Genomic DNA, 17,610 nt, shown 5'->3' with positions numbered 1-17,610 from the left:
CTTTCATGCAACAACGACGCAACCGCCAAGGTGGCTTCACGCTGATGGAAATCATGGTGGTGATCTTCATCATCGGCCTGCTGATCGCCGTGGTCGCGCCCAGCGTGCTGGGCAACCAGGACAAGGCTATGAAGCAGAAGGTCATGGCCGACCTTGCGACCCTGGAGCAGGCGCTGGACATGTACCGCCTGGACAACCTGCGTTTCCCCAGCAACGAGCAGGGCCTGGCGGCGCTGGCGAAGAAACCGACCCAGGAACCGCTGCCGCGCAGCTGGCGTAGCGACGGCTATATCCGTCGCCTGCCGGAGGATCCGTGGGGCACGCCGTACCAGTACCGCATGCCCGGTGAGCATGGCCGGGTCGATGTCTATTCGCTGGGGGCCGACGGCGTGCCGGGCGGCGAAGGGCTCGATGCCGACCTGGGCAATTGGGCGCTCTGAAATGCCTGCCCGAAATGAGCGCAACTGCGTGGGAGCGGGCTTGCCCCGCGATGGCAATGTTGGCCATGCCACCGCCATCGCGGGGCAAGCCCGCTCCCACGCTGTCGCGATCCAACAGCGCGGCTTCAGCCTGCTCGAACTGCTGGTGGTGCTGGCCATCGCCGCGCTGATGACCAGCCTTGCGGTGGCCTGGCTCGACAGCGGAAGGAGCAGCGTCGACCAGACCCTCGACCGCCTGGCCGCCGCCACCGTGGCCCAGGCCGACCTGGCACGTCATGCCGGGCAACTGCGGGGGATTCGCTGGAACGGCCAGCGACCTGAGTTCGTGCGCCGCCAAGGTGATCAATGGCAGGTGGAAACCGTGGCCTTGGGCGATTGGCCCAAGGGCCTGCGCCCGGACTGGCCGGCCAGCCAGACGCCCGCGCTGCTGTTCACCCCCGATGGCTGGGCTCGCCCGGGCACCGTGCGCTGGCGCTGGGCCGAGGGCGGCCGGCGCTGGGACTGGGACCGCAGTGGCCAGTTGCGCGTGAGCGTGATGCCATGAAACGCGGGCAACGGGGGTTCACCTTGCTCGAAGTGAGCGTGGCCCTGGGCATCGCCGCGGTCCTGGCGGTGATCACCAGTCAGGTCCTGCGCCAGCGCCTGGCTGTGCAGGACACCGTGCAGCAGCATCGCCTGGGCCTGCTGTGCGCCCGCGAGCTGCAGGCACGTTTCGCGGTCGAGCAGTACTGGCCGGTGGCCAACCAGGACAGCGGCGTGCTGGTCGAGGGCGGGCAGGCCTGCCATTGGCAGCTGCAGCTGCGCCGTACCGGCGTACGCGACCTGCGCCGTGGTGAGTTGCTGCTGCATGCCGACCGCGACCAGCGCCTGCCGCTTGGGCAGTACACCGTGTTCCTGGAGCGACCATGAAGCGGCGCCAGGCGGGCATGACCCTGATCGAGCTGCTGGTGGCCCTGGCTCTCACCGCCTTGCTCGGGGTGATGCTGTCGGCGCTGGTCAACGGTTGGCTGAAGGTGCGCGAGCGGCTCGACGAACAGGTACGCGAAACCGGCTTGCTGGATTTCTGCCTGGCCCTGGAGCGGCGCTTCGACAGCCCGGTGTTGCGCCGTGTGTATGAACAGCGCCTGCCGCTGGCGCCGCGCTGGCTCGACTGGCAACCCGACCGCCAGCAGTTGCTGTGGGTGGCCGCCGCAGCCTGGCCCCAGGCCGAGGGCGGCTCGCGTCTGCAACGCCAGCGCCTGCGTTTCGAGCCCCGCGAACAACGCCTGCTGCTGGAAACCTCGGCCGACCTGTATGCCGCCGCGGCCCCGCAGTGGGTGATGCGCGAACGGCTGGAGCGGGTCAGCGCGATGAACATCCTCTACCACCAGTCCGGCCGCTGGCTGGCCTGGCCTTCCGAACAACCGGCGCACCCCGGGCGGGGTGTGCGCGTGGAGCTAGTGCGTGATGGAGCACCGTTTACCTGCACCTTCGTTCTGCCCTGGGGGCGCTCATGAAGCTTGAATGGCGCCGCCGGGCGCCGGCACAACCCTGGCTGCTGCTGCGCCCAGGCGAGGTCTGGGAGTGGCTGCTGGTAATCCAGGGACGCCCCGTGCGCGAGGGACTGGGGGAACCACCGCCAGGGCTCGAGGCGCGCGTCGCCCTGATCGTCCCCGGCGAGCATTGCAGCCACTTCCAGCTGGCCGCGCCACCCGGGCTCAAGCGCGAAGAGTGGCCGTTGCTGGTCGAGGACCGCTTGCTGCAAGGCGTCGATGAGGTGCTGTGTGCCTGTATCGGGCGTCACGCGGGGCAGGTGCAATTGCTGGTGGTGGCGCGGGCGAGGCTGGACGAATGGCGTGCTCAGTGCGCCACTTGGGCATTGCCGGTGGAGCGTTGCTGGGCTGAGTTCCAGCTGCTGCCCGACAGCGTGGGCGCGGCGGGTTGGCATTGGCGACGAGGGACGACGAGCCTGTACAAAAGCCAGGCGCGTTGGTTGGCCTGGCCACAGGCGCTCGGCCTGCCGCCGGCGTTGGACGGGCTGGCCGATGACGCCGAATGCATCGAGGCCCCATGGCCAGAGGTGCTGGCGCCGCTCGATGGCCTGCCGGGAGTGTTCGAGGCGCGACGTGCCCGCTCACGCCCGCGTTTGCAGGGCGGGCAATCGCGCCTGGCCGTCGCCTGCCTGGCGCTTGCCTTGGCATGGGGCGGGCTGTGGTGCGCGCAACAGTGGCGACAGGCCCAGGTCTATCGCGCCCAGGTGCTGGCGGTGACCGGTCCCCAGGCGACACCACGCCAGGCGGCGGTGGCGCTCAAGCGCCTGTGGGACGACGCCGGTGAAAGCCAGGTGCGCCTGCGTCTGCTCGACGCGGTGCAGGCGCAGGTCCATGCCTGGTTGAGCGATCACCCTGGCTGGCAGGTGCGGGCGGTGCGGTACGACGGCCAGCGCTGGCACCTGGAGCTGGAAGGCGAGGGCGACGTCGCGCCCTGGCACGACATGGCCACGGCGATCGGCGTGCAGGTCCAGGTGGAAGACGAGGCGCGTCGCGTGGTGTTCGACCTGGGGAGCGCAGCATGAACCGCGAATGGTTGCAGCAGCATCGGTTATCGCTGGCCTGGGGCGCCGTCGCGCTGTTGGTTGTGCTGCTGGCGCTGCGCGAGGGTAACGCCTACTGGCGCGAACAGGCGCAGTGGCGGGCGCTGGCCGAATCGCTGACGGCGCCAGCACAGCAACCCGCATTGACCCTGGAAGAGTTGCACCAGTCGGCCCAGGCGCGACGCATCGAGCTGGCCGAGGTGCAGCCCGAGGACGAAGGTTGGCTGGCGCGTGGCAAGGTGGCCGATGCCCAGGTGCTGCAAGGCTGGTTGCAGGCCCTGCGCGATGATGGCGCGCAGCCTTTGCAGTGGGGGCTGGAGCGAGACACCGAGGGGCTGCGCTTTACCGTGCGGCTGCGGCCATGAACCGGCGGGCTGGGCTGTGGGTGGCCCTGGTGTTCTGCCTGACACTGTTGACCGAGCTGCCGGCACGCTGGCTGGTCGCGGGGGTTGGGCTACCGGCCGAGGGCGTGAGCGGCAGCCTGTGGCAAGGGCAGGCCGTTCGGCTGGGTGCGGCAGGCCCGGTGCAATGGACGTGGCGACCGTGGCAGCGCGACCTGCAGGTGCGGTTGGGTTTTCAAGGCCAGGGTTGGCAAGGGCGCCTGAGCGGCTGGCCGTGGCGTTGGCAGGCCGGGCTGCAGGCAGTGGGCTCGCAGCCCAGCGCTGCCCTGGGATACCGCCTGACTGGGCAGTGGCAAGGGGGCATCAGCCTGCAAGGCTCGGGGCAGCGTTGCCTGGCCGCTGAAGGGCGGATCACGGTGGCCGATCTGGCCTTGAGCGCCCCGTGGTCCCTGGGATTGGGGCAGGGGACGCTGGAAATGGACTGCCGCCAGGGCTGGCGGCTGGCTGCGGGGCTGGTTCGCCAAGGTCAGCACCAGCTTGGCCTGGAGGCCGACCTGGTGGCACGGCGGGCGCAGCTCGACTTCGCAATGTCGGCTGACGCCGGCCTGACACCGGTGCTGCGCGGCCTGCAATGGTTGGGGCCGCAAGACCGTGTCGGGCAGCGCCGGCTGAGCTGGTAGCTCAGAGGTTCAGGGACCACTGCGCGACCCAGAAGCCTTGCTCCAGCGCCTTGCGTGGTCGATCGCTGGCATACAGCCCGCGCTGGTAGTCCAGGCGCAGCTGGCTGTGCGGCAGGCTCAGTTCGACGCCTGCCGAGGCACCGACCAGGCGCTGCGATGGGCTGGTGCGTGCGTAGCGGGCCCAGCCCAGGTCCAGGCCTGCGGTGGGGCGCACCTGTACCGGCAGCGGCAGTGGCTGGCTGAAGGTATTGCGCCAGGCGCCGGCACTGGCGCCGGAGACGTTGTGCTGGCGGAAACCACGCACGGCCGAATGGTCGCTGAGTGACATCTGTTCGACGGCAGGCAGCACATGGGTGCTGTATTGCAGCGCCAGTTCGCTCTGCCAGCGCCACGGCCATTGGGCGGGGCCCTGGCGCAGGTGCAGCAGGTTGGCGCGGTACTTGGTGAAATCCGGTCGTGGCGCCTGCTTGTGGGCGAATGGGCGGTCGGCGCCGAGCCAGTGCATGCCCTGGCTCAGCCCCAGGTAGGCGTTCCACAGCCCGCCTTCGAGCCACAGCAGGTTGAGCCCGGCCTCGACGGTGGCCAGGGTCGGGCTCTGCAGGGCCAGCACGGCGGGGCCGAAACGGTTGACCAGTTGCTTGCGGTCGAGCCGGGCGCTGGCGCTGAGCATGCCCTGGTGATTGCGCCACAGCACGCGTTCGGCGCCGAGGCCGAAGAACTCGCTGCGGCCGTTGCTGGCATAACGAGTGTTCGGGATCGGCGCGCGGTAGCGCATGCGGCTGACGTTGAGGGTGAAGGTCCAGCGGCCATGGGGCAGGCTGTAGTACAGGTTGGTCCCTTTGCTTTGCCCGGGCGCGCCGAACACCACCGAGCTAAGCGACAGGCGCAGGTCGTCGTTCAGCCCCAGCGGGCTGTCCAGGCCAAGGCCCAGGTTGAGGCGGTGGCGGCCGGTGAGCTCACCGCCGCGGTTGTCGAGGAGGGCATCCAGATGCACGGGCGAGGCGGCCCGTCGTGGTTCGATCATGACACGGGTGCCACCGCGCAACTCACCTGGCAGCAGGGCCATCTCCAGGTCATAGGCGCGCAGCCGGTTGAGCTGGTCCAGACCCTGTTCGAGGTCCGGCAGATACAGCGGCTGGCCAAGCTGGCCGGGGAACGCGCCGTGCAGCGAGAGTGGCAGGTCGGCGCCAGCGAGCTCGATCGACTCGATGAAGCCTTCGACAATGACGATGTCCAGTGGCGCGCCGTGCTCGGGCGGGCTGGCCACATAGGGGCGGCTGGTGGGGTAGCCGGCCTCGACGTAGTGCTGGGTCAGGTGCTTGAGCAATCGGTCGATATCGGCGACGCCCATGCATGAGGAAGACACTGCGCGCACGCTCGATTCCAGCTGCCGGGTATCGAGTGTGCGGTTGCCAGCCAGGCGCACGCCGCTGATTGCCCAGCAGTGCTGATCGGGCGCAGTGAAGGTTGAGTCGGTGGCCTCCAGGGCGGTGGAGGCCTGGGGACGTTGCCAGCGATCGAGGCGCTGTTGCTGTTCCAACTGCCGCAGCTTCTGCTGCTCGTTGCGCAGTTGCTGACTGGCCGGATCGGCCTGGGCCAGGGGCATTGCCAGTGCGAGGCAGGCGAGCAGCAGGTGAATGATGCGTCGTGTTCCGACGGTTGAGTGGAGTCTTTGTCTGGTCATTGGCATCTGGTCTGGTCACGGAGCCGTTGTGCAGGAATCGGAGTTCGCAGGTAGTCCGCGTGCCCTGTGGGAGATCGCCCAGCCCTTGGGATACGCTGTCGCGCAAGGAACTGTTATCTCTGTGGGAGCGGGTTTACCCGCGAACACCGGCGGAGCCGGTGCCAGGCACCGCGTTGGATTCTTCGCGGGTAAACCCGCTCCCACAGGATCAAGCTAAATCAATGGGTTATGCGTTTTTCCATAGGGGCTGGCTCAGTGCCTGCGACCCTCCTCGATCTTCGAGACGTACTCGACGCTGCGGTCATGCCCGCTGGTGCGGACCAGACCGAGATCGAGTGGCTTGTCACCGTTGTCGGCACCGTCATTGCCCGTGACCTTGTCCTTGATGAACGAGAACAGGGTGCCTGCCAGGTCGACGGGCGAGAACGAGGCATCGACCTTCACCTTTCGCTCATGGTCACGACCGTTCAAGGTCTTGCGCGAAACGCTACTTTCGCCAAGCTCGACCTGGCCTTCGCTGGCGCGCAGCGTGGCGCCGACCAGGCGGGTTTCGCCGCCGACTTCCAGGTCGATGCCGTGCGTTGCGGACAGCGTGGTCTGCTGGTTGACGGTGTCGTTCTTGCGCTGGGCGTACTCGGCCTTGAGGGACGGTGTGAACTTCGCGGTGATCTTGCTCCAGAGCGCACCAGCAATTTCCCCGAGGTTGCCGCTTGCGAGCGTCTCCAATGGGCTGCTCGACTCGTCAGTGCCTTGCGTGGATGCCTTCTGGGTCAGGCTGGCGTCGATGTCGAGGACCAGGCTGTCGACCTGATCCTGGCGGCTGGCGACCAGCAGGTCACCGCCGACCTTGCCTTCGATCCGCTTGGCCTGCACCTGAGCACCTTCGACGCGGGTATCGCCCTGGCTGCGCAGGTCTACCAGGTCGGCGCGCAGGTTGCTGTCGTGCCAGGTGGTGTTGTTGCGCTTGTCCAGCTTCAGGTCGACCTGGCCATTGATGCCGCCCAGATCCAGGGCCGCCAATTTGAGGCCGCCGCCGACTGTGACGGCGAGATTGTCGTGATGCTCGGTGTTCCTGGCCGCCTCGATCAGCAGGCCACCATTCTGGGCATCCAGGCCAATCCGCTCGGCACTGGTCTGCAGCCCTTGCACCTGCAAGGCGACATCTTCGCGGGCAAGGCTGGTGAGCTGCACCGCGCCCTTGCCGGTGAACTGCGCGCCAACAGCCATGCTGGCCTGTTCGTTGACCCAGCCAAAGGTGCCGTGGCCACCCAGGGCACCACCGGTGGCGCTACCTGTGACATCCAGGCCGCCACCCCAGGTCTTGCCCTCGCTTTTGCGGGTGTCGTGGGCAGCGGTCACTTTCAGCACGCCGTCGCTGTGCAAGCGGATATCGCCTTCACGGCTGTCGATACGGGTGCCTTGCAGGTGCATGTCGCCTGTGCTGGACAGCTCGATCGTGCCCTTGCCGTCGATCTGCGCCACCCTTGCCTTTTCGGTGTGTTGCGTGAGTGTGCTGTGCTTGAGGTTGCCGTCCAGCCCGCCGTTGGGGCCGAGCAGACCGGTACCACCTTTGGCTGCCAGACCGGCCTCGAATTTGGTGCTGCTGCTGGAGGTGTGATCCTGGGCTGCGGCAAGGGTCAGGTCGCCGCTGCTTTCCAGGCTGACCGCACCCTCTTCACTGGCGATGTAGGTGCCTTGGTAGTGGCCTGCGCGTTCAAGCTGCACCTCGATGCCGCTCTTGCCACGCAGGCTGCCGACACGGGCGAGCGATGCTTCCTCTTTTTGTGTCAGGTTGGAGCCTTTGCCTTCGAGCCTGGCGTTGATGTCCGTGGCCAGGGTGGTGTCCACCCGCAGGCTGCCGCCCCCGGTGATGTACTTGACCTCACGGGTCTTGCGGTCGTTGGCGGCCAGTGCCTGGTGCTCTCCGGCCTCGATTCGCAGGCTGCCGGTCCTGGCGTTGTAGTCGGTGCCCTCGTCCTTGATGTGGTCGGCCTTGACCCGGACATCGGCGCCGTTGAAGGTGCTGACCTGCGCGGTACTGTCGATGTCTTTCTGCAGGCGGGTCTGGTGCCCGATGGCCAGTTCGGCGCCGGTCTTGGGCAGGGCCAGTTTGTCGATCACCGTAGAGGGACGTGCACTTTCGGCTTGCTTGCCGGTGAACAGCCGTTCGATAGGGCGGGTGATGCGCTGGTAGTCGGTGCTGATGCCGAGGCTACCGTCCCATTGGTTCAGGCTGGTTTCGGTTTCCCGGATATTGGCGACCGCGCGGTTGTCGATACGCTCGGCGTTTACGTGCAACGTACGGCTCGCTTGCACATTCGCCGCCTCGGTGGTCAGTTGCCGGGTATCAAGTCGCAAGTCGCCGCTGGCCTGCAGGGTGCTGCGGCGCACGTTGTTTTCACGTTCGATCAGGCCGGCTGGGCCACGGTAGGCATCGATACCCAGGCCCAGGCGGTCCATGCCGCCGGTGACGGCCAGCGCGGCGCCGGTACGGGTGTCGATGGTTTGTCGGGCCACGCTGTCGTGGGCGGCGGCGAGTTCGATTTCGCTGGCCGAAACCTCAAGGCTCCCGGCGTTCGCCTTTATCTCGGAGCCACTCACCGTCAGTTTCTGCCCTGTGCGCACGGTTACGCCGGCGCCACTGATGCTGCTGGCAACCTGGTGCGTCTCCGAGGTCTGCTCGTCGCTGTGCAGGGCTTCGTAGCCCACGCTCGCCGTGTACTGGCCCGAGCTTGGCTGGCCATCCTGCCCGGGCTGGGTCCGCCCGGCGCTGGCGGTGAAATGGCGCTTGCCAGTGGACCGCTCGGTACGGGCGTTTTCCTCGGCGCTTTCGATGGTCAAGTCACCGTTGGCGTCGAGCGCGATTGTCTTCTCGGCCTCGAGCCTGGCTGCGCGCAGTTGCAGGTCGCCGCCGGCACTGGCAACCAGGGTGTCGGCCTTGAGCGTGCTGGATTTTACTTTCTCGGAGTAGGACTTGCTGTCGATGCCCGTATTGTTCAGGTAGACGCGATGGTTGAGCCGCTCATCGACCTGCTCGCTGTCCACGCCGGCATCAATGGTCATCGTGCCGCCACTGCGCAGCTTTAGCCCGTTATCTGCATTCAACTGCACGGCGGTCAGGTGCAGGTCGCTGCCAGCTTGCAGGTTGATGCTGTCTTCGGCGCGCAGCCGACTGCCCAGTTGCTCGCGGCGGGTCGTTTTGGTATTGCCGTCGAACGCTTCGGTAGTGATGAACGCCCACTCTTTCTTCCAGCTGGTAGGATCGTCCAGCACCTTCTCCCGGGTGACGGTGTCCAGGGTCAGTTTCTTGCCGGCATTGACCTCGATCTGCCTGGCCTTGCCCTGGGTGGCGGTGAGCCGCAGGTCGCCGGCGGCGTTCAGGTCGAGCTTGCCGGTATTGCTGGTGAGGCTGGCCTGGCGCCTGTCGCTGCCGTGCACATGCAGGTCTCCGGCGGAGTGGATGATCAGGTCACGGTCCGCCAGCAGGCTGGCGTCACCGACCTGCACACCGGCGCCTTCGGCAGTGCTGACGATACGGATGCGACCGCCTTGCATGGCGCCGAGTAGCTTGGCATCGATGGAGGCACTGGCGGCGGGCAGGTGCTCGAGCACTTCGCGGTTGCCGGCATCGATCCGGTTACGACCAACGGTCAGGTTCAACTGGCCCTGGGCCAGGAGTGGCCCCTTGCTGTCAATGCGTGGGGCGATCAGGTCGAGGGCGCCCCTGGCGTTGCTCTGGCCGCCTCCCAGTACCTGCAGGGTGGCGCTGGCTTCGCGGCTGTCGAGGTGCTTGAGCTGGCCGTCCTGGATGTCGACATTGCCGACCAGGAAGCCGGCGCGGGTGGTGTTGATGAAGCTGCCACCGTTAAGCGTGATGCCATTGGGGTTGGCGAGCAGGTAGTCGGCCTTCTGGCCGAAGATTTCCTGCGCGCCTTCGATCCGCGAGGCGTTCTGGCTGACCACCTCGTTGAGGATGGTCGAGGCGGCCTGGCCCTGGAACTGCGGGTTGGCGCCCAATTGACCGGCCAGTTGCGATTGCCCGGCCTGCAGGGCGTTGTTCAGTACCAGCCCTTGCTTGCCAACGTTGTAGTCGAGGAACTGGTTGTGCGACAGGCCGCCGGCATTGGGCGCGACGATGTCGATCACCGGCACGCCGTGGCCATTGTCGATGATCGGCGTGCCACCCGGGCCGGGCGTCGGCGTCAGGGCGCCCTGCGCCTCGACCTGGGTGCTGCCCAGCAGGGCGAGAAAGACGGCCCAGCGTAGGGTGTCAGGCCTGGTCTTGGGTGTAGGGATTTGCATGGGAACCTCGCAAGTGATGTATGAAACAGAGAAATCATTTGCGGGAATTTTAAGAATGCCGGTGATGGCATTTGTATGGCTCAAAGCCATCGCCTTGTGGGAAGGAAGGCTATTGTGTGCGTAGGAAAAGTGAGCGGTTATGCGTCGAAAGGGAATATCGGCGGTGAAAGACAAAGGCCTGCCCCGCGAGAGCGGGGCAGGCCTTTGTTGTAATCGAAAGCTGTCGAGGGTGGTTCAGGGCCGGATTTCAATCAGCGTGCCGTCCTTGACCATGCTCCATACCTCACGCATGTCGTCGTTGCGCATGGCGATGCAGCCCTCGGTCCAGTCGAGGGTGTGGAAGTACCACTCTGGGTACTCCTCGTTGATCGGCGTGCCATGGATCATGATCATGCTGCCGGCGGCCACGCCTTCGTTGCGGGCCTTGGCGGCATCGGTGATGTTCGGGTAGGAGATGTGCATGGCCAGGTTGTAGCGGTCGCTGACCTTGCGCCAGTCCAGCCAGTACAGGCCTTCGGGAGTCTTCTTGTCGCCCTCGCGCTCTTTGGCACCCTTGGGCTGCTTGCCCAGGGAGATGCGGTAGGTCTTGAGCGGCTCGCCACGGCTGATCAATTGCAGGCGGCGTTCGGACTTGATCACCAGCACCTTGTCGATCAGCCGTTCCTGCTGGACGCCGCCAGCGGCGGGCTGGACCGGCGACGGCACGGCCGACGGCGTCTTGCGGATGATGGTCTCGGTGAAGGCAGCTTGCGACACCGAGGCGACACTGAGGCAGAAGAGGGCAAGCAGCCAGCGCATGAAACCGTATCCCTGAAGACTTAAGTGGTGGGCGACGAAACGTTCATCGGCGGCAGGTATTCATGGCCTATCGGGTAGTGCTGCCTGATGCGGTCGCGATAATAGCATTCTAGTGTGCGTGTGACGGTGCGGAAAGCCAGCTCGCCCCAGGGGATCTCGTGCTCCTCGAACAGGCGCACCTCCAGGCTCTCGACCCCCACGGCAAAGTCCAGGTCGGCCAGTTCGGCGCGGAAGAACACATGCACCTGATTGATGTGCGGCAGGTCGAACAGCTGGTACAGGCTCATCTCGGCGACCCGGGCGCAGGCTTCCTCGACGGTTTCGCGACGGGCGGCGGCATCCAGGGTCTCGCCGTTCTCCATGAACCCGGCGGGCAGGGTCCAGAAGCCCCGGCGCGGCTCGATGGCGCGGCGGCACAGCAGCACCTGGGAGCCCCAGGTGGGCAACACCCCGGCGACGATGTTGGGGTTCTGGTAGTGGATGGTCTGGCAATGGTCGCAGACATACCGCAGGCGGCTGTCGCCTTCGGGTATCCGCTGGGTGACCGGTTGGCCGCACGCGCTGCAGAATTTCATGCTTACATTCATTCCAATGGGGTCGGACTATCTTGGCGCGCCCGGCCCGCCCACCGCAAGCGGCCTGCGGGCGGGGCTTGGGTGCCTCGCGGCTTTGGTGCATCATGCACGGCAGGCCTTGGACACGAGAGTGCGTAATGCTGGACGAGCTTCTTCGCCGAATGAGCAACCATACCCCCGCGTCACTGGAGACGGATCGTCGTTTCCCCGAAGCGGCGGTGCTGCTGCCCATTACCCGCAGCGAAGAGCCGGAGCTGGTACTGACCCTGCGCGCCAAGGGCCTGTCGACCCACGGCGGCGAAGTTGCCTTCCCTGGCGGGCGGCGCGATCCGGAAGACCCCGACCTGGTGTTCACCGCCCTGCGCGAGGCCGAGGAAGAAATCGGCCTGCCGCCGGGGCTGGTCGAGGTGATCGGGCCGCTCAGCCCGGTAATTTCGCTGCACGGCCTGAAGGTGACACCGTTCGTCGGTTTGATCCCCGACTATGTCGAGTACCGCGCCAACGACGCCGAAATTGCCGCGGTGTTCACCGTGCCGCTGGCGTTCTTCCGCCAGGATCCTCGCGAGCACACCCACCGCATCGATTACCAGGGGCGCAGCTGGTACGTGCCCAGCTACCGTTACGGCGACTACAAGATCTGGGGGCTGTCGGCGATCATGATCGTCGAGCTGGTCAACCTGCTGTTCGATGCCGGCATCAGCCTGCACCACCCACCCGAGCGTTTCATCAAGAACTGAGTGGGGCACACCCCGCCGGCTTCAAACCGTGAGGAGCGATACATGAAATTCCGCCTGGGCGACCTGCGGGTCGATACCCATCCTGAGAGCTGGACCGCGCCCAACGCCACGCTGATCGGCAAGGTGCGCCTGCAGGCCCGCGCCAGCGTGTGGTTCGGCGCGGTGCTGCGCGGCGACAACGAGCTGATCGACATCGGCGAGGACAGCAATGTCCAGGACGGCACGGTGATGCATACCGACATGGGTTCGCCGCTGAACATCGGCAAGGGCGTGACCATCGGCCATAACGCCATGCTGCATGGCTGCAACGTGGGCGACTACAGCCTGATCGGCATCAACGCGGTGATCCTCAACGGGGCGCGTATCGGCAGGCACTGCATCATCGGCGCCAACGCGCTGATCCCGGAAGGCAAGGAAATTCCCGACGGTTCGCTGGTGATGGGCTCGCCGGGCAAGGTGGTGCGTGAACTCACCGAGCAGCAGAAGCGCATGCTCGAGGCCAGCGCCGCGCACTACGTGCACAATGCCCAGCGCTATGCGCGCGAGCTGGTGATCGATGAAGACTGACGAACGGCCCGTGGCCTCGCCCTGCGTCAGCATCTGCGCGCTGGACGAGCAGGACATCTGCACTGGGTGCCAGCGCACGGTGGACGAGATCACCCGCTGGGGGCGGATGGACAACGAGCAGCGCCGGGAGGTGCTGAAGAAGTGCCACGAGCGGGCGCTGGCGGCCGGGCTGATCATCGGATCGTAGAATCTGCGCGGGCATCTTCGCGGGTAAACCCGCTCCCACAGGGATCGCACCCCTCCTGTGGGAGCGGGTTTACCCGCGAAGAGTCTGGCGTTGACTTTAAATTCAAGTACTCTGTGCGGCTGGCCCACCGAACACACAGACCATGTTCTATCTCATCGCCTACATCAGCAGCGTGGTGCTGATCAACTACGCCTTTTCCAGCGCGCCGCACCTGGACGTGATCTGGTCCGCCTGGGGCGGGCTGGTGTTCATCCTGCGCGACATGGTGCAGACCCGCTACGGCCACGGCGCGCTGCTGGCCATGCTGGTGGCGCTGGTGCTGTCCTACGCGACATCGGAGCCGGCCATCGCCCTGGCCAGCGCCACCGCGTTCTTCGTCTCCGAGCTGATCGACTGGCTGGTGTTCAGCGTCACCCGCCGGCCCCTGCGCGACCGCCTGTGGCTGAGTTCGGCGCTGAGCATCCCGGTGGACACCTTCATCTTCTTCGGCATGATCGGTGCGTTGACCCCGGCGGTGATCGGCACGGCGCTGGCCTCGAAATTTGCCGGGGTGACGGCGGTGTGGTTGATCATGGCCTGGCGGGCACGGCGCGCGGCGCTGGCCGGCTGATCATCGTCGCGGCTATCGCGGGGCAAGCCCGCTCCCACGGAATCTTGTAGAATAGCGGTCCATTTTTCAGCGGGCGGCAGCCAGCGTGGCGCGGCCCCGGACGCCTTCGAGGACCTGAAATGACCCGTATCGGAACCCCATTGTCGCCCACCGCGACCCGTGTACTGCTGTGCGGCTGCGGCGAGCTGGGCAAGGAAGTGGTGATCGAGCTGCAGCGCCTGGGTGTCGAGGTGATTGCCGTGGACCGTTACGCCAATGCGCCGGCCATGCAGGTCGCGCACCGCAGCCACGTGATCAACATGCTCGACGGCGTCGCCCTGCGTGCGGTGATCGAGGCCGAGAAGCCGCACTACATCGTGCCCGAGATCGAGGCCATCGCCACCGCCACGCTGGTCGAGCTGGAAAGCGAAGGCTTCAACGTGGTGCCCACCGCTCGTGCCACCCAGCTGACCATGAACCGCGAAGGCATCCGCCGCCTGGCGGCCGAAGAGCTCGACCTGCCGACTTCACCGTACCACTTCGCCGACACCTACGAGGACTACGCCAAGGCCGTGGCCGACCTGGGCTACCCGTGCGTGGTCAAGCCGGTGATGAGTTCCTCGGGCAAGGGCCAGAGCCTGCTGCGCGGCGACGATGACCTGCGCAAGGCCTGGGACTATGCCCAGGAAGGCGGGCGCGCCGGCAAGGGCCGGGTGATCATCGAGGGCTTCATCGACTTCGAGTACGAGATCACCCTGCTGACTGTGCGCCATGTGGGCGGCACCACCTTCCTCGCGCCGGTCGGCCACCGTCAGGAGAAGGGCGACTACCAGGAGTCCTGGCAGCCCCAGGCCATGAGCCCCAAGGCGCTGGCCGAGTCGCAGCGCGTGGCCCAGGCAGTCACCGATGCGCTGGGCGGGCGTGGCCTGTTCGGCGTGGAGCTGTTCGTCAAGGGCGACCAGGTGTGGTTCAGCGAGGTCTCGCCGCGTCCGCACGACACCGGCCTTGTGACCCTGATTTCCCAGGATCTGTCGCAGTTCGCCTTGCATGCCCGGGCCATTCTCGGCCTGCCTATTCCGGTGGTGCGCCAGTTCGGCCCGTCGGCGTCGGCGGTGATCCTGCCGGAAGGCCAGTCGCAGCAGACCAGCTTCGCCAACCTCGGCGCGGCTTTGAGCGAGCCGGATACCGCCATTCGCTTGTTCGGCAAGCCAGAGATCAACGGTACACGGCGCATGGGGGTGTGCCTGGCGCGCGACGAGTCGGTCGAGGCCGCGCGAGCCAAGGCGACCCGTGCTTCGCAAGCCGTCAAGGTCGAGTTCTGATCTGAAACGATCGCGGGGCAAGCCCGCTCCCACGCCAGTATCAGTCTGGCGTGGGAGCGGGCTTGCCCCGCGATTGATTCAAAGCTCGGTATTACGTGTCTCTTTCAGGCACAACACGGCAATCAGACTGATCACCGCCGCCACCGACACATACCCCCCCACCCAGCTCAATCCCCCCATGCTCACCAGCTTCTGGGCAAAGAATGGTGCCGCCGAGGCGCCGACGATGCCGCCCAGGTTGTAGGCCGCCGAGGCGCCGGTGTAGCGCACATGGGTCGGGAACAGCTCGGGCAGCAGCGCGCCCATCGGCGCGAAGGTCACCCCCATCAGGAACAGCTCGATGGCCAGGAACAGCGCCACGCCGGTGGTCGAACCCGAGGTCAGCAGCGGTTCCATGGTGAAGCCCGAGGCGATCGCCAGCAGGCCGCCGACCACCAGCACCGGCTTGCGCCCGTAACGGTCGCTGAGCCAGGCCGACAGGGGCGTGGCCAGGGCCATGAACACCACCGCGAAGCACAGCAGGCCGAGGAAGGTCTCGCGGCTGTAGCCCAGGGTGGTCACGCCATAGCTGAGCGAGAACACCGTGGAGATGTAGAACAGCGCGTAGCACACCACCATGGCCGCGGCGCCCAGCAGGGTCGGCAGCCAGTAGCGGGCGAACAGGTCGACCACCGGCATCTTCACCCGCTCATGACGGGCCACCGCCTTGGCGAACACCGGGCTTTCCTCCAGCTTCAGGCGCACGTACAGGCCGACCAGCACCAGCGCCGCGCTGAGCAGGAACGGAATGCGCCAGCCCCATTCGCGGAACTGCTCGTCGCTGAGCACCAGGGCCAGGGTGAGGAACAAGCCGTTGGCGGCGAGAAAGCCGATCGACGGGCCCAACTGCGGAAACATGCCGAACCAGGCACGCTTGCCCTGCGGGGCGTTCTCGGTGGCCAGCAGCGCCGCGCCGCCCCATTCGCCGCCCAGCCCCAGGCCCTGGCCGAAGCGCAGCAGGCAGAGAATGATCGGCGCCCAGACGCCGATGCTGTCATAGCCGGGCAGCACGCCGATCAGCGTGGTGGACACGCCCATCAGCAGCAGCGAGGCGACCAGCGTCGACTTGCGCCCGATACGGTCGCCGAAGTGGCCGAACAGCGCCGAGCCCAAGGGGCGGGCAAGGAAGGCGATGCCGAAGGTGAGGAAGGCCGCGAGCATCTGCGCGGTGCCGGAGCCGGACGGGAAGAACACCGGCCCGATCACCAGCGCGGCGGCGGTGGCGTAGACATAGAAATCGTAGAACTCGATGGCGGTGCCGATGAAGCTGGCAGTGGCCACCCGGGCCGGTGAATTGACCGGTGTTGCCGAGGCAGGTTCGGCGTAGGTGCTGCTGGTAGTCATGCGAAGGTCCCTGACAGTCATGCTCCATGGGGCACGGCCCATGTGACGGGCACACGGGAGCCGGAGCGTATTGTTGTTGGTCGCGCGACTGACGATAGCCCAGGGGATAGGCAGTGAGCGGTTGCTGTTCGGGGTGCTGAAGCAGGACCGCGGGGCGTGTCAGTGGTGCGGACTGGCCGTCGGACGCCGGGTGCGGGTAGCGGGCGAGACGGCAGGGCTGGGTAAGCGTGACCCGAGTATAGCTAGCGAGTCAGTGTCCAGACCAGTACCTTGCTTGCGCAATTATCCTCGGTTTCGAGGATTTCCAGCCGATATCTGCCAATTTTAAGGCATACAGCGCTTGCCGGGATGCTTTCCAAGGCCTCGGTGACCAGGCCGTTGAGGGTTTTCGGCCCGCCGTCGCAGGGCAGGTGCCAGCCCAGGGTGCGGTTGATCTCGCGCAGCGAGGCCGTGCCTTCGATGACGAAGCGGCCATCGGGCTGGGGATGGACATGAGGGTTGTCCAGGCTCTGCTCGTCCTCGAACTCGCCGACGATCTCCTCGAGGATGTCCTCCAGGGTGACGATGCCGAGCACCTCGCCGTATTCGTCCACCACCACGCCCATGCGCCGCTGCTGCTTGTGGAAGTTCAGCAGCTGCATCTGCAGCGGTGTGCTTTCGGGGACGAAGTAGGGTTCGTAGCAGGCTGCCTGAAGCTTCTCCGGGGTAAGTTCGGCCCGTGGCAGCAGGTGGCTGATCAGCTTGGTGTTGAGTACCGCTTCGACCTGGTTGATGTCGTTGTGATAGACCGGCAGGCGGGTGTGACGGCTGACGATCAGTTGCTCGATGATGCGCTCGATGGGGTCGTCGAGGTTGATGCCGTCGACTTCGTTGCGTGGTACCAGGATGTCGTTGACGGTGATCTTGTCCAGTGCCTGCAGGCCTTCCAGCAGGCCGTGGCGGGCGCTGTCGACCGGGCCGTCTTCGTCGAAGTCGTCGTCTGCCTGCGGGTGCAGGGCCACTGCAGTGGGCTGCACGCGGAACGGGCGCAGGATCAGCCTGGCGCAGCCATCGAGCAGGCAGCCCAGCGGCTGCAGCAGCGCCAGCGGCCATTTCAGCAGGTTGCCGCCCAGGCTCAGGAAGGCGTGCGGGTCGCGGCGGGCCAGGCGGCGCGGCAGGTAGTCGGCGAGCACCAGCAGGGTGAAGGTGGCACCAAGGCCGGCCAGCCAGAAACCGTGTTCACCGTCGTAGCGCTGGCCGATCAGGCAGGCCAGGCCCAGTACCAGCAGCTTGCCGAGGCTGGCGCCAAGCACCAGGCCCTGGGCGGGGAGGGGGGAATCGCCCTGGCCGTTGGCTTGCTGGCGGGCGCTGTCGACCGCGGTGAACAGCGCCGACCACAGCAGCGCCAGTGCGATGATGCCGAGCAGCGGGGCGTACGGCAGGGTGTCCATGGG

Annotated in this window: 18 protein-coding genes; 12 read left to right on the top strand and 6 right to left on the bottom strand. The window is 66.5% G+C overall.

The window, feature by feature from the left end:
* Positions 1 to 5: 5 nt before the first annotated feature.
* The 7 genes from gspG to LU671_RS13705 are packed head-to-tail and all read left to right on the top strand — an operon-like array spanning position 6 to position 4,033.
* Positions 6 to 440 carry a type II secretion system major pseudopilin GspG gene (gene gspG, locus LU671_RS13735; protein WP_028691608.1) on the top strand — a complete coding sequence of 145 codons (435 nt, stop codon included), beginning with the start codon at positions 6 to 8 and terminating at the stop codon, positions 438 to 440.
* A gap of 1 nt (position 441) precedes the next feature.
* Positions 442 to 984: a type II secretion system minor pseudopilin GspH gene (gspH, locus tag LU671_RS13730; RefSeq protein WP_232855934.1), complete on the top strand. Its 543-nt coding sequence runs from the start codon at positions 442 to 444 to the stop codon at positions 982 to 984.
* Complete coding sequence (locus LU671_RS13725) at positions 981 to 1,349, top strand: type II secretion system protein (protein ID WP_203651006.1); 369 nt, start codon at positions 981 to 983, stop codon at positions 1,347 to 1,349. The genes gspH and LU671_RS13725 overlap by 4 nt, the downstream gene beginning before the upstream one ends.
* Positions 1,346 to 1,936 (top strand): prepilin-type N-terminal cleavage/methylation domain-containing protein, encoded by a 591-nt coding sequence (locus tag LU671_RS13720; protein ID WP_232855933.1) that lies wholly within the window; start codon positions 1,346 to 1,348, stop codon positions 1,934 to 1,936. The genes LU671_RS13725 and LU671_RS13720 overlap by 4 nt, the downstream gene beginning before the upstream one ends.
* A complete protein-coding gene (locus LU671_RS13715) occupies positions 1,933 to 2,994 on the top strand; it encodes a GspL/Epsl periplasmic domain-containing protein (RefSeq protein ID WP_232855932.1) in 1,062 nt (353 codons plus the stop codon). The genes LU671_RS13720 and LU671_RS13715 overlap by 4 nt, the downstream gene beginning before the upstream one ends.
* Positions 2,991 to 3,377: a type II secretion system protein GspM gene (gene gspM, locus LU671_RS13710; RefSeq protein ID WP_232855931.1), complete on the top strand. Its 387-nt coding sequence runs from the start codon at positions 2,991 to 2,993 to the stop codon at positions 3,375 to 3,377. The genes LU671_RS13715 and gspM overlap by 4 nt, the downstream gene beginning before the upstream one ends.
* Positions 3,374 to 4,033: a type II secretion system protein N gene (locus LU671_RS13705; protein ID WP_232855930.1), complete on the top strand. Its 660-nt coding sequence runs from the start codon at positions 3,374 to 3,376 to the stop codon at positions 4,031 to 4,033. The genes gspM and LU671_RS13705 overlap by 4 nt, the downstream gene beginning before the upstream one ends.
* A gap of 1 nt (position 4,034) precedes the next feature.
* Here LU671_RS13705 and LU671_RS13700 read toward each other — a convergent pair whose 3' ends face one another.
* From LU671_RS13700 to LU671_RS13685, 4 genes are all read right to left on the bottom strand, one after another.
* A complete protein-coding gene (locus LU671_RS13700; protein WP_442964128.1) occupies positions 4,035 to 5,717 on the bottom strand; it encodes a ShlB/FhaC/HecB family hemolysin secretion/activation protein in 1,683 nt (560 codons plus the stop codon).
* Between the two features lie 252 nt (positions 5,718 to 5,969).
* Entirely contained in the window at positions 5,970 to 10,019 is a 4,050-nt protein-coding gene (locus tag LU671_RS13695; protein WP_232855929.1) for a hemagglutinin repeat-containing protein, read from the bottom strand.
* A 234-nt stretch (positions 10,020 to 10,253) separates the two neighbouring features.
* Positions 10,254 to 10,817 (bottom strand): L,D-transpeptidase family protein, encoded by a 564-nt coding sequence (locus LU671_RS13690; RefSeq protein WP_232855928.1) that lies wholly within the window; start codon positions 10,815 to 10,817, stop codon positions 10,254 to 10,256.
* A gap of 20 nt (positions 10,818 to 10,837) precedes the next feature.
* Complete coding sequence (locus LU671_RS13685; protein WP_050704191.1) at positions 10,838 to 11,392, bottom strand: NUDIX hydrolase; 555 nt, start codon at positions 11,390 to 11,392, stop codon at positions 10,838 to 10,840.
* Between the two features lie 137 nt (positions 11,393 to 11,529).
* On the opposite strand from LU671_RS13685, the gene LU671_RS13680 reads away from it, so the two are divergent.
* The 5 genes from LU671_RS13680 to purT all read left to right on the top strand — a co-directional run bounded on the left by LU671_RS13680 (position 11,530) and on the right by purT (position 14,794).
* The gene (locus tag LU671_RS13680; RefSeq protein WP_203651018.1) at positions 11,530 to 12,129 is read left to right on the top strand and encodes a CoA pyrophosphatase; all 600 of its coding nucleotides are present in this window, start codon (positions 11,530 to 11,532) and stop codon (positions 12,127 to 12,129) included.
* Positions 12,130 to 12,171: 42 nt separating this feature from the next.
* Positions 12,172 to 12,696: a gamma carbonic anhydrase family protein gene (locus LU671_RS13675; protein ID WP_203651020.1), complete on the top strand. Its 525-nt coding sequence runs from the start codon at positions 12,172 to 12,174 to the stop codon at positions 12,694 to 12,696.
* Complete coding sequence (locus LU671_RS13670) at positions 12,686 to 12,883, top strand: DUF1289 domain-containing protein (RefSeq protein WP_110738362.1); 198 nt, start codon at positions 12,686 to 12,688, stop codon at positions 12,881 to 12,883. The genes LU671_RS13675 and LU671_RS13670 overlap by 11 nt, the downstream gene beginning before the upstream one ends.
* A gap of 142 nt (positions 12,884 to 13,025) precedes the next feature.
* Entirely contained in the window at positions 13,026 to 13,493 is a 468-nt protein-coding gene (locus tag LU671_RS13665) for a VUT family protein (RefSeq protein WP_050704194.1), read from the top strand.
* Positions 13,494 to 13,612: 119 nt separating this feature from the next.
* Complete coding sequence (purT, locus tag LU671_RS13660) at positions 13,613 to 14,794, top strand: formate-dependent phosphoribosylglycinamide formyltransferase (RefSeq protein WP_232855927.1); 1,182 nt, start codon at positions 13,613 to 13,615, stop codon at positions 14,792 to 14,794.
* A gap of 78 nt (positions 14,795 to 14,872) precedes the next feature.
* On the opposite strand, the gene LU671_RS13655 is transcribed toward purT, so the two are convergent.
* Together LU671_RS13655 and LU671_RS13650 are read right to left on the bottom strand one after the other, a co-directional pair.
* The gene (locus LU671_RS13655) at positions 14,873 to 16,177 is read right to left on the bottom strand and encodes an MFS transporter (protein WP_062574980.1); all 1,305 of its coding nucleotides are present in this window, start codon (positions 16,175 to 16,177) and stop codon (positions 14,873 to 14,875) included.
* A gap of 242 nt (positions 16,178 to 16,419) precedes the next feature.
* Positions 16,420 to 17,607 (bottom strand): transporter associated domain-containing protein, encoded by a 1,188-nt coding sequence (locus LU671_RS13650; protein ID WP_203651022.1) that lies wholly within the window; start codon positions 17,605 to 17,607, stop codon positions 16,420 to 16,422.
* Positions 17,608 to 17,610: the final 3 nt, after the last annotated feature.

This window comes from Pseudomonas sp. NMI760_13, from assembly GCF_021283245.1.
Taxonomy (GTDB): domain Bacteria; phylum Pseudomonadota; class Gammaproteobacteria; order Pseudomonadales; family Pseudomonadaceae; genus Aquipseudomonas; species Aquipseudomonas peradeniyensis.
This window is presented reverse-complemented; position numbering and strand designations above follow the sequence as displayed.